The organism is Apibacter sp. B2966, assembly GCF_011082485.1.
Lineage (GTDB): Bacteria > Bacteroidota > Bacteroidia > Flavobacteriales > Weeksellaceae > Apibacter.
On the sequence record NZ_CP049714.1, the window covers coordinates 1213506 to 1225929 of the forward strand.

Genomic DNA, 12424 nt, shown 5'->3' on the forward strand with positions numbered 1-12424 from the left:
ATGACTTATACAACTTTTGCCAGATTTAAAATTCTGTATGTATTGCCTTTTTTTCATCTGTCTATTAAAAACATGTTTTCATTTTCTGAAACAAAATTTAATATATGAGTTATTCTTCAAAATAGATGACCTAAGAAATTAGAGTTCAAATACCTTTTTATATTTATTGCATTTCTGTGAGATATTTCCAATACCTTTTAGGCATATGTTGTTTTTGTAGTTTCAAATTAATTCTTTCTTTTATAGATAAAGCTTGAAAGTATTTTTTCCACGATTCTTGAAATAAAATTTCTTTTGAATCTAATAATTTTTCGTTAGGTTGATCTGAATTAAAATATTCATTATCATTTTCCAAAGTCATTTCAATCACTACTTTTCCATCATAATAAAATCCATAATTGCGGTTTAAATCATAAATAATCCAAGACTGTGAAGAAAATCGATCTTTAAAATGAGGAATCGCCAATGGTAAACTATTAAAAATTGGATATACCGGAGCAAAATAAATTCCGTCTTTCGACTTTTTAAATCTTACAAATTGTTTCCAATTATAGCCTTCTTTGTATACTTTTTTAGCCAAATTGTGAATGTTAATAATGTCTTCATCCCCAAAATCAGTATGTCCTGTAAATTTTGTATCAATGGCTTTTTTAATAAATTTATATAATAGCCAATCTCTATCGTCTTGTTCTGACAACCATACAGCTTGCATTATATTAAGAGATTCTTTAGACATCTTTTTCTCTAAATATGCCCAAGTTTTACAAACAATTTCATCTTGTGTTTGTATTTCAAGTAATTGATCAACGAACAACGGGGGTATTTCTCCCGATTGAATTAATAGTTCAGGAAAAATTTTTCTTTCGTATGCTTCATAAATTACACATAAAAGCCCATCCAACGATTTATCGTAAGAGAATACAATCATAATTTTAATAGCTTTTTTAAGGGAAAATCAAAGATATTTGATTGGTGTTTTGGGAAGTATGTTTTTTGTTTACAAGTATTTTTTTTACGAATTCAGGCTTTATTTCATTAATTGTTGTTCCTGACGAATCTCTACAAGTAATAAAATATTGGGCTCTTTTTATGATAACACCTATTTTTTTTAATTGATACCTATCTAATTTACCAAATTTACGGGAAGCTATAATCAATTTAGCCGATTTAATTCCGATGCCGGGCACTCGTACTATTTGCCTGTATTCTGCTGTATTTACATCAACAGGAAACATTTCGGGATGACGAAGAGCCCAGGATAATTTTGGATCTACTTCCAAATCAAGGTTTGGGTTTGTATCATCAATTATTTCATCAGCCGTGAAATGATAAAATCTCATTAACCAATCTGCCTGATATAATCGATTTTCTCTTACTAGAGGCGCTTGTTGTAAAGCAGGAAGTCTATTATCGTGAGGATTGACCGGTATGAATCCCGAATAATACACTCTTCTCATGCTTGATTGCATATATAAAAGTGAAGAAACTTTCAATATATCTTGATCGGTTTCATTGGTTGCTCCAATAATCATTTGTGTACTCTGCCCGGCTGGGGTGAATTTAGGAGTAGATTTATATTTTTTCTTTTCTTCTTTATATTCTAATACCCCGTTTTGAATGTACTTCATAGGTGCAAAGACACTTTTATGGTCTTTTTCGGGAGCTAAAAATTTGAGATTTTTTTCTGTGGGTATTTCAATATTTACGCTGAGCCTGTCTGCATACAATCCGGCTTGTGTAACTAATTCTTTACTGGCGCCAGGGATGCTTTTCATATGGATATATCCATTGTATTTATGAACCGTTCGGAGTTCTTTAATTACCCGCACCATTCTTTCCATTGTATGATCCGGACTTTTAACCACTCCTGAACTTAAGAATAAGCCTTCTATGTAATTCCTTTTATAAAATTCTAGGGTTAATTCCACCAATTCCTTAACGCTAAACGAGGCTCTTTTTATATCATTGCTTTTACGACTAATGCAGTAGGCACAATCGTACATGCAATAATTGGTCATCATAATTTTTAATAAGGAAACACATCGTCCATCTTCAGTAAATGTATGACAAATTCCTGAAGATGAAGTTGAGCCTATACCTCCGACTTTACTCTTTCTTCCAACTCCACTTGAGGAACAAGAAACATCATATTTAGCTGATTCTGCTAAAGTTGCGAGTTTATTGATAATTTGTTCATTCATATATAACAAAATTACAAATACTGCTATTTTTAAGGAAATATTAAATCATAAAAGAAACTTAAATATTTAATTAACAACTACTTAAGATAAATTTTTATTTAGTTTTTTTTTAATTTATCCATTGAAAAAAACTATTTTCATAATTGGATGTTATTGATCATTTATTTATGCCAAGTTGTGTTTATTAACTTGCCATAACCAAATGATTGATTTTTATTATTTATTCAATAAGTTTAGTAATTTTTTAATCAGTGATTATGTCCGGATTCCATTTCTCCGGATTGTAGATAATAAACCCCTGAAATTACAAGTTCTTGATGAGGATCTAAATTAGTCACCTCCACAAAATTATTATTTGAATTGCCAATTAGTATTTCTTTTTGTTCTATTTGTTTATTTTTTCTAATAAATACATAATTTTTATCTTCTTCTTCATATACTGCCTCTTTAGGTACAGTTAGCACTTCTTTACTTTTATTAATTATATATGCATTTATAAATCGATTTTCATAAAAATTTGTGTCAGGCAATTTTGTTTGAATATCTGCATGAACCTGTATGGTGTTGTTTTCGGTACTTGTTACTTTTCCTATGATGTGAATAGTACCTTGTAAGGTATCTTTGATTTCAGGTAATGTGAATTCAATTTTTTGTCCTACAAAGAGGGTTGAAGCATATTTTGCGGGAACATTTAATTCTACATGTAGTTTTTCCTGATTTATTATTAAGAATAATTCTTCTGTGGTAGTGATTTGTTTACCGGGAGAAATTTCCTTTGCTTGAATAAATCCGCTTAAAGGACTTATAATTTTTAATTCCGGATTAATTTTTCCTGTTTTAATTATAGTAGCAGGAGAAAATCCCAGTAATTGTAATTCAGATTTCAGACTTTCATATTCTGCAGTTGATACTTGATATGTTGCTAAAGATTGTTCATACGATTTTCTGCTAATTGCATCACTTTCTATTAGGGCATATTTTCGCTGATAATCTTTATATGCCAAGTTCATTGTATAATAACTCTCTAAAAATTGTTTTTGTAAAGAGATAAATGAAGGGTTATTTACCGTTGCCAATTCTTGCCCCTTACGAACAAAATCTCCGGTTATGAAGTTTATTTTTCCAATAAATCCATCTACTTTACTATGTATAGATGCCTTATTTTGAGGCAAGGCATGTATAACGCCGGTAACCATAATTTTGGATTCAATGGGACGTAATTCTGCAGTACCGAATTTTATATCATTGGTTTTAATCTGTTCTTCGCTCAAGGTAATTCCTGAATGTACACGGGATTCTTTTTCGATAGAGTTTTCTTTATTTTTGGATGAACAGGAATAACCAAGCAATATTGAAATAAAAAGTAGGATTATATGAGTTATTGTTTTCATGATGGATAAATTAATTGGATTGTGTTAAATAGTTTAGCTCAATTAAGGTTTGATTGTAGTTGTTCAATAAATCTAAATAGGTGGTTTGAGCATCTATAGAAGATTTTAATATACTGCAATATTGCAAATAGTCTATTTCTCCGTATTGGTATTTAATCGTCGCTATTTTTATCATTTTTTGTAGTTCTTCTGAATGTGAAGTTCCAAATATGCTTAATTCCTTATCTAAATATTTTTGCTGCTTTTTTAATTGCCTGATTCTTAAATTTAAATTTCGTGTTATCTCCTTTTTTTTAAATTCAACATTGTTATTTTCAAGAAGAGTCTGTTCTTTAATTTTTTTATAAACATTGTTAAATAAGGGAATGCTTATATTAACCACACCCGCAAAATAACTGGTTTTGTGTTCAATGCTTTGCATTAATCCGCCAATTGAAAATTCAGGTAATTTTTTGGCTTTTTCCAGAATCAATGTTTTGTTATTAACATGCAGCTCTTTATCTAATTCATCCAAGTATAGATTATTCAAACTATCCGTCAAGGGATTTTTTTCTAATTTTTTAAATGATTCAAGAGGTACTATATTTTCATCTGCACTTATTCCACATAATGAATATATCTTATTTTCAACTTCCATATTTTCTTGCTCATTTATAGTTTTTTGCTGAATTACTTGTTCTAATTCTGCCTTAAAAAATTGTTTTTCCATATAATCCGTCTCTCCTTTTACATATTTTAATTCAGCTTTCTTTAATCCTTCTCTATATATGGAATCTATTTGGATAAATAAATTATTCTTTTCCAAAATGTAAATCCATTTATTATATAATTGTTCTAAATGATAGGTTATTATATGTTTTTGTAAGTTAGATTTAGCCGTCAACCATTCTAACTGACTATCAATGAGGCTCTTTTTTTTGGTTTGTGAAAATAGATTTCCTAAATCTTGTGACACTTCCCATTGATAATCAGCATCTTTATTGTTAAATTGTCCAAAACCGATAGTCATTGAAGTAGAATTGATTGTATAGGCATATTTTTTTTCAATCTTTTCTTTCTGTATTTGCAATTGACTAGATTTAAGCTCTCTATTTTCTTTATAAGCTCTTTCTACAAGGTAGGAAAGAGAAACTTTTTTTTGAGCACTCACTGAGCCAATACTGCCTAAAAAAATTAGTATGATTAGCATCTTTTTTACATTTATATTCTTTTGAAAATTTTTATTTTCAAAAACATAATATAAAGCCGGAATAACGAGTAAGGTTAATAAAGTTGAGGTAACCAGTCCTCCAATAACTACAGTAGCCAAAGGTCTCTGTACCTCTGCTCCGTTTGATGTTGACATAGCCATTGGAATAAAGCCTAAGGTTGCAACCATTGCCGTTATAACCACCGGACGCAGACGGTTTAGTCCTCCTTTTTTAATTATTTCTTTGAGAGAAATATAGTTGCCTGAATTTTTCAGTCTATTTAATTCACTTACTAACACGATTCCATTTAAGACAGCAACTCCAAAAAGGGCGATAAAACCTATTCCTGCTGAAATGCTGAATGGCAATTCACGTATCCATAAAGCTATAATTCCTCCTATGGAAGCCAGGGGTACGGATGTAAAAATTAATATTGCATCTTTAAAGCTTTTAAAGGTTGCATATAGTAATATAAGTATGATTACTAAAGCTATGGGAATTGCAATGCTCAGTCTCGAAGTTGCTTCTTGTAAATTTTTAAATGCTCCACCATATTCAATTGAATATCCCGGTGGTAATTTGATGTTTTCTTCTACTCTTGATTGAATTTTTTGTACTAGGGAATTTATATCGGAATTACGCACATTTACTCCTATATTAATTTTTCTTTGCGCTTGTTCCCTTGAAATCATCATAGGTCCGGATTCATAATTCACGGTTGCCACTTCGGAAACGGGAATTAAATTTTGGGTAGCCGTACGTATTGGTAATTGATCTAAATTTAAATCTTTTCTATATTTTTCATCCAGTCGCATTATTAAATCAAAACGTCGTTCTCCTTCCATTATAACTCCTGATTTTACTCCTGCTACCCAAGATCGGATAACTTCATTTAAGGTAGTTATATCCAATCCATATTGTGCTAATTTATTTCTATCATAACTTATTTTCATTTGTTTTAACCCTTCGGTTTGTTCTACTTTTACATCGGCTGCTCCTTCTATTTTATTTATAATCTGAGCCGTTTGATCTGCCAACTTTTTTAATTCTCTTGCATCTTCTCCATAAATTTTAATTACTATGTCTGATTTTGCTCCTGTCATAAGCTCATTAAATCTTAATTGTATTGGTTGAGAAAATTCAAAAGAAGCTCCTAATATTGTCGACAGCTTTTCTTTTATTTTTTCCACTAATTCATCTTGTGTTTTGGCTGAAACCCATTGTTTTTTTTCTTTTAAAACAATCATAATATCTGAATCTTCTATACCCATTGGATCCGTTGGTATTTCGGCCGTTCCTATTTTTGAAATTACATGTACTACCTCCGGAAAATTGTCTTTAATTATCTTTTCAACTTTTGAAGTAGTACGTATACTCTCTTCTAATGAACTTCCGGGCTGTATGCTCATTTGCATCGCTATATTTCCTTCTTGTAGGGTGGGAACAAATTCGGCTCCCATATTGGAAAAAACAAAGAGAAAAAAAAGCCAGATTACAAAAATGCAACCTATGAGAATATAGGGTATTTGCAACACTTTATCTAAAACAGGCAAATAAATTGATTTTAATTTATTCATGATTTTATCTGCGAAGGTTACTTTGTTTTCAATATTTTTTTCAAGGACAAATGTTGACAATACAGGCACATAGGTTAATGATAATATAAAAGCTCCAATTATAGCAAAACTAACAGTGAAGGCCATGGGCCTAAACATTTTACCCTCTATTCCCTGTAAAGTCATAATGGGAATAAACACTAAAATGATAATAATGATTCCGAAAGCTGCTGATTTATATATTTCTCCTGCTGTTTTAGATACTACGTTATCTAATTCTTTTTGAGTAAGCTTTTTTCCTAAATAGTTTGCATGTAAAACTGAAATGACCGATTCTATAATTATAATTGCCCCGTCTACAACTATTCCAAAATCTATAGCTCCTAAGGAAATTAAATTTGCAGAAACTCCGAATAAATTCATCAGTATCAGAGCAAATAATAATGAAAGTGGAATAATGGATGCTACTATTAGCCCCGCTCTTATATCGCCTATTAAGATAATTACAACTAACATTACTATTATTCCACCTTCTAGTAAATTTTTTTTAACTGTTGAAATAGTCTTTTCTATAAGATTTGCTCTATCTAAATAAATATAAAGATCTAAGCCTTCAGGTAATGTTTTTTTAATTTGATTGATTCTTTCTTTTACCTTGTTAACTGTTTTATAAGAGTTTTCTCCTTTTAACATCAACGTGATTCCTCCAACCACTTCTCCCTTTCCATCCATTGTCATGGCTCCAAATCTTTGGGCAGAAGCATATTTTACTATCGCTATATCTGAAATTTTAATGGGTACTTGATCTTTTACTGTTATAACCGTATTTTCAATATCTTGAAAATTTTTTAGTCTCCCTTCTGTTCGTATGTAGAACAAATTATGCTTTTGTTGAATGTAACCGGATCCGGAATTTTGATTATTTTTCTCTAGTGCATTATTAACTTCTTCTAAAGTGATATTGTAACTTTGTAATAAGATGGGATCTATAGCTACTTCATATTCTTTTACTTTTCCTCCAAAACTTGAGATTTCTATTATTCCTTCGATTCCGTTGAGTTGCTTTTTAATTATCCACTCTTGAATGGTCCTTAACTCTTCAAGATTATAAGTAGATTCATATCCGGGATTAACTTTAATTATATATTGGCAAATTTCTCCTAATCCTGTTGTAATAGGCATTAATTGCGGTTCTCTTATTCCATCGGGTATTTCACTTTTAGCGATATCTATTTGTTCTTTAACCAGCTGTCTGGCTTGTATTATGGGAATGTCTTCTTTAAATACAACGGTAATTATGGATAAACCAAATCTTGAAATAGATCGTACTTCTATTGCTCCGGGAATATTTCTTAATTCTGATTCAAGAGGTATGGTTAATAATTGTTCCACTTCTTGTGGGGCTAAGGTAGGTGAGGTAGTTACTACCTGCACTTGATTATTGGTTATGTCAGGGGTAGCATCTATGGGTATATTTTTAAGAGAATAAAGTCCCCATACCATTAATGCTACTACTCCCAATGCAACCAATAATTTATATTTTATTGATAAATCAATTATGGTTTGAAACATGATTAAATTGTTTGAATTATGTATTGAAATGGATCATTATTCTCATTATTTAAACAATAGTTTAAATAATAAGTTGTAATTCATCAATATTATTTTTTATATAAAAATTAACTGTTACTTAATTTTTTGAATAGAAACTTTAGTTACGGAGAATAAGAATCAATAATATATTTATTATCTCCGAATACTTAAATCAGTTTGAGTTTAAGGGATTTACTAATGGGGGAGCTCTCAAACCTCTTCCTAAAAATTTTTCAGAAGTGGTTTTTGTATATGCATAGTAGAAATTTGAATCTTTATTCGAAGAATTTAATAATAGAAAATTATGCCCCAAAAAAGATTCCGGTATAATATAAATGAGTTGTTGAGAAAATTCATAATTAGAAATAGATAATTTAAAATCGTCTAAATTTTTTTCTCCTAAATTTATATGTTTGATTATATCTTCGAGTTTCTCGAATAAGTTTACAGAATGATTATTTTTAGCCTCAGATAAAAAACATTCGTGAAGAACAATTTCAAATTTAACCTTGTGTTGATGAGGAACAAAGGAATGCGCTACAATTAGAAACGTAGCAAAAAATATGGATATTTTACTTATTATTTTCAAGCATTACAAAAATATATATTTTATTAAAATAAATTATATATTTTATATATTATTTCACTATAAAATAATTTAAATTGCTTTTTTATCTCCTCCAATAGTCTTAAATACGGTTCTCAAGATTATAATCATGTCTAAATAAAAGGTCCATTTTCTAACATAATAAATGTCTGCAATTATTCTTTTTTGCATATCTTCTCTGGAATTTATTTCCCCTCTGAAACCTTTTACTTGAGCTAATCCGGTAATTCCGGGTTTAACATGATGTCTACGACTATATCTTAATAAAAGATCATTATAATAATTATCTTGAACAACCATATGAGGTCTAGGACCAACAACAGACATATTTCCTTTCAATACATTAAAAAACTGAGGCATTTCATCTAAACTTGATTTTCGTAATATTCTACCTAATTGGGTAACTCTGGAATCATCTTTCACAGTAGCTTTAATGTCATTATCTTCACTGTTTTTCATCGTTCTGAATTTATAGCAATAAAATATATTCCCTCCTAATCCCACTCTTTTTTGAGCATAGATTACAGGTTTGCCCGATTCTAGCAAAATTGCTATTGCAATAAGAGGGTATAGCCAACTTAAAATAAAAATTATAACAAACAATGAAAATAGAATATCAAATAGCCTTTTTATAAATTGATTCCAAAAATCATCTAAAGGAAATTTTTTAAATAACAATATTGGATACGTATCATAATATTCTAAATCCAGACTATAAAATGAATTGTATAAAGTGCTTGGAATAAATCTAATTTCTATATGAAGTTTTTGTGCTAATACGACTAATTCATCATGAACAGAATGCGATAGTTTACCGTTTAATGAAAAAAATATGATTAGTATTTCTTCTTCAAGTATAAAACTTTTTAACTTTTCTAAATCAAATTTGTATTTATTTTTTTTTATATCGTCTTTAATATTTGCTAAAAAACTTCCACAATTAACATATCCATAATCTTTTCTTTTAGACAAAAATTTTATAAATGATAAGGTATTATTATTCTCATCAACAAAAATAACTCTTATATAATTTCCTCCTAAACTTCTATATATTTTTAAAAATAGAAAAAGAACAACTCTAATAAAAAAAGTTATCAGAAAAAGTGATATTAAAAAATATATAGTTACTTTATTTGAAAATAGATCATCCTTTTTTAATCCGGAGACAAAGAAGGTTATGACACCAAATAAAATAATCTGAAAAATGTTATTTTTTAAAATTATTCCAATACCGGTATTCCTTTTAATCTCATATAAATGGGTTTTTAGTGAAATAAAATACCAGCTCATCAAAAGTAATATTAATACCTTATAATGTGCATCTAATAATTCTTTTAATGAAACAACATATATCCCTAAATGATAATACTGAATTTTTAAAAAATAAAAGAATAAAATAATTATGAAAACTATATCGAACAATAGTTGTAAAAAATAACTATTTTTTAAATATCGAGTATATCTCATACATCCTATAATTTATAAAAAAAAAATAAATATTTATTAATTGATAAAAATAGTTATTTTTTATTAAACAAATATCTATAATTTTACTATATTAGACTAAATTAATGTGAACTTAATAAATATTAAATAATTTTATATTGATGAAAAAAATAAAAGTTTTACATATAGTTGAAGCTCTAGGTGGAGGGGTATATACATATATAAAAGATTTATCTATTTTTTTTGGAAAATATAATAATATATTCGATACTACTATTGCATATAGTTCTAAACGCCCGGAGGTATCCAATTTAGATTTAAAAAAAGAGTTATCAAATGGGGTTAGATTAATAGAATTGGATATGAATAAAGAAATCTCTTTAAAAGATTTTAAAAGTACTTACGAACTTATAAATTTATGCAAATCTCTACAACCTCAAATAATACACCTTCATTCTTCTAAAGCAGGAATATTGGGTAAATTTGCATCATTATTTTATAAAAAAGCTCTGCTGTTTTATACTCCACATGGATACTCTTTTATAAGAAAAGATATTTCTCCTGTTAAAAAAAAATTATATTATAACATTGAAAAATTTACTACTAAATATTTGGGAGGCACCACAATTGCCTGCGGAGATAGTGAATTTGAAAATGGCACTAAATTAGGTAAGACCTTATTAATTAGGAATGGAATTAATTTAGAATCTATATTACCTAAATATGTAGAAAATAAGATCATTAAAAATCGCCTAAGCATAGGAATTGTAGGAAGAATAACCTATGCCAGAAACCCAACTCTTTTTGACAAGATTGCAAAAAATAATTTGGATATTGACTTTTTATGGATTGGCGATGGTGAATTAAGAAATGTTATTACTTCTCCTAACATTACAATTACCGGATGGTTAGACAGAGATAAGATATTTGACTATTTAATTAAATTAGACATATATATTCAAACATCTTTATGGGAAGGCCTGCCTATTGCCCCCTTAGAAGCTATGGCGTTTCAAAAGCCGGTTCTAGCAACAAATATTATTGGAAATAAAGACATTGTAAAACACGGAGAAACTGGATTTTTATTTACGGATGAAAATGACATTCAAGAATTTATTGAAGCCTTAAAAGACCGTTCAACACGTAAAAAAATGGGTAAATTAGGATTAAAAAGGTGCGTAGAATATTTTGACCTTAATAAAAATTTTACTCTTTTAAAAAATATTTATCTTGATTCTTTACATATAAATACCCAAAAAAACTAACTAAAATACAGCTAAATACGATTCCATCAAAACGAATTAAAAAATCATCCGTTATATTGGCTACTATAAATGATAGAGAATAATAAATTATTAAAGAGTTATGCAATTTAAATCCAATATAAAGTGGTAATGCCATAAAAATAATTAATAATACGATTCCTATAATTCCAAATCTAACTAAATAATCTAAGTATTGATTGTGAACCGGAAATTTATATTTAAACAAAAACATTTGGTCTGTTTCATAGTAGTAATCGAATAGTTTTCTTTTCCCGTCTGAAGCTCCTACTCCAAACCAGATATTTCTTTTAGACAAATCAAAAGCTGATTTCCAAATACTTAATCTTGTTACTAACGAATTGTAAATTTCACCTTCAGGGTTCTCAACTTCATCCAGCTTTCCGATTTTATCCATGTTCCCAAACGAAACCGTTGTATATTTCTTTATTGTATAGGGGAAAAGTGTTATAAAAACGACTATAAATATAAAAACTATGGCTGTAATTAAAACGCTTTGTTTTAAAGTAAACGATGATTTAAATTGATACAAGGTTATGAATACAGAACCTAGTATTGAACTGCAAACAGCTATTCTAGTATTTATTAAGAAAACAAAACCCAGCAATATTGTATAGGTTATAAAATTAGTTATCTTTTCAAGACGTCTTTTGGAGTTAGTATTATAGAAATTATATAACGAACTAATACAACAAAATGATACAATTAAATTGAGTGCCGGTGCATGATTGTTGTCGATACTTCTCGAAAAGCTATACCCCATGTCCCACACATCTATTCCATTTAAATAATTATTTATATTATCTTGATAAAAAATCACATACCTAATTAAAAAGAAAAACAGCATCAAGCATATAATTTTTGTCCAATAATTAATTATTTTAAAAATGTCAATTTTAAAAGGAGATAAAATAATAAAAAAGGGAAAAAATAAATAGATAATTTTTTTCTCTAAAGACTTAAATCCATAATAAGCATAATCATTATTCCAAAACATTAAAACTTCAATAAGAAAAGGCATCGATAATAAAATTATCAACCCATTTAATTTTATTTTGACTTTTAAATTTATAAAAGCAAAAATTTGGAACACAATATAGGAAATAATTAAAATCGTACAAATCGATCTGAATAGTATAGTACTTAAAATTAATATT

General features: G+C 28.5%; 8 protein-coding genes. 1 reads left to right on the forward strand and 7 read right to left on the reverse strand.

Annotation, left to right across the window (positions count from 1 at the left end; genetic code table 11):
- Positions 1-163: 163 nt before the first annotated feature.
- The 6 genes from G8C43_RS05230 to G8C43_RS05255 all read right to left on the reverse strand — a co-directional run bounded on the left by G8C43_RS05230 (position 164) and on the right by G8C43_RS05255 (position 10005).
- Positions 164-928 carry a TIGR03915 family putative DNA repair protein gene (locus G8C43_RS05230; protein WP_166004617.1) on the reverse strand — a complete coding sequence of 255 codons (765 nt, stop codon included), beginning with the start codon at positions 926-928 and terminating at the stop codon, positions 164-166.
- 16 nt (positions 929-944) lie between these two features.
- Positions 945-2201, reverse strand: coding sequence for a putative DNA modification/repair radical SAM protein (locus G8C43_RS05235; RefSeq protein ID WP_160541760.1), 1257 nt, complete (start codon positions 2199-2201; stop codon positions 945-947).
- Between the two features lie 248 nt (positions 2202-2449).
- Positions 2450-3592: an efflux RND transporter periplasmic adaptor subunit gene (locus G8C43_RS05240; protein WP_166004619.1), complete on the reverse strand. Its 1143-nt coding sequence runs from the start codon at positions 3590-3592 to the stop codon at positions 2450-2452.
- Positions 3593-3602: 10 nt separating this feature from the next.
- Positions 3603-7910 (reverse strand): CusA/CzcA family heavy metal efflux RND transporter, encoded by a 4308-nt coding sequence (locus tag G8C43_RS05245; RefSeq protein WP_166004622.1) that lies wholly within the window; start codon positions 7908-7910, stop codon positions 3603-3605.
- A 193-nt stretch (positions 7911-8103) separates the two neighbouring features.
- On the reverse strand, positions 8104-8520 hold the full coding sequence (locus tag G8C43_RS05250; RefSeq protein WP_166004624.1) for a hypothetical protein: 417 nt from the start codon (positions 8518-8520) through the stop codon (positions 8104-8106).
- A 69-nt stretch (positions 8521-8589) separates the two neighbouring features.
- On the reverse strand, positions 8590-10005 hold the full coding sequence (locus G8C43_RS05255) for an exopolysaccharide biosynthesis polyprenyl glycosylphosphotransferase (protein ID WP_166004626.1): 1416 nt from the start codon (positions 10003-10005) through the stop codon (positions 8590-8592).
- A gap of 140 nt (positions 10006-10145) precedes the next feature.
- On the opposite strand from G8C43_RS05255, the gene G8C43_RS05260 reads away from it, so the two are divergent.
- Positions 10146-11249, forward strand: a complete 1104-nt coding sequence (locus tag G8C43_RS05260; RefSeq protein ID WP_255490335.1) for a glycosyltransferase — start codon at positions 10146-10148, stop codon at positions 11247-11249.
- Here G8C43_RS05260 and G8C43_RS05265 read toward each other — a convergent pair.
- The gene (locus G8C43_RS05265) at positions 11191-12288 is read right to left on the reverse strand and encodes an O-antigen ligase family protein (protein ID WP_166004628.1); all 1098 of its coding nucleotides are present in this window, start codon (positions 12286-12288) and stop codon (positions 11191-11193) included. The genes G8C43_RS05260 and G8C43_RS05265 overlap by 59 nt on opposite strands.
- Positions 12289-12424: the final 136 nt, after the last annotated feature.

Coding starts and splice junctions, on each gene's coding strand:
- G8C43_RS05230 (WP_166004617.1), bottom strand. CDS start 928: ATGATTGTATTCTCTTACGATAAATCGTTGGATGGGCTTTTATGTGTA.
- G8C43_RS05235 (WP_160541760.1), bottom strand. CDS start 2,201: ATGAATGAACAAATTATCAATAAACTCGCAACTTTAGCAGAATCAGCT.
- G8C43_RS05240 (WP_166004619.1), bottom strand. CDS start 3,592: ATGAAAACAATAACTCATATAATCCTACTTTTTATTTCAATATTGCTT.
- G8C43_RS05245 (WP_166004622.1), bottom strand. CDS start 7,910: ATGTTTCAAACCATAATTGATTTATCAATAAAATATAAATTATTGGTT.
- G8C43_RS05255 (WP_166004626.1), bottom strand. CDS start 10,005: ATGAGATATACTCGATATTTAAAAAATAGTTATTTTTTACAACTATTG.
- G8C43_RS05260 (WP_255490335.1), top strand. CDS start 10,146: ATGAAAAAAATAAAAGTTTTACATATAGTTGAAGCTCTAGGTGGAGGG.
- G8C43_RS05265 (WP_166004628.1), bottom strand. CDS start 12,288: ATGCCTTTTCTTATTGAAGTTTTAATGTTTTGGAATAATGATTATGCT.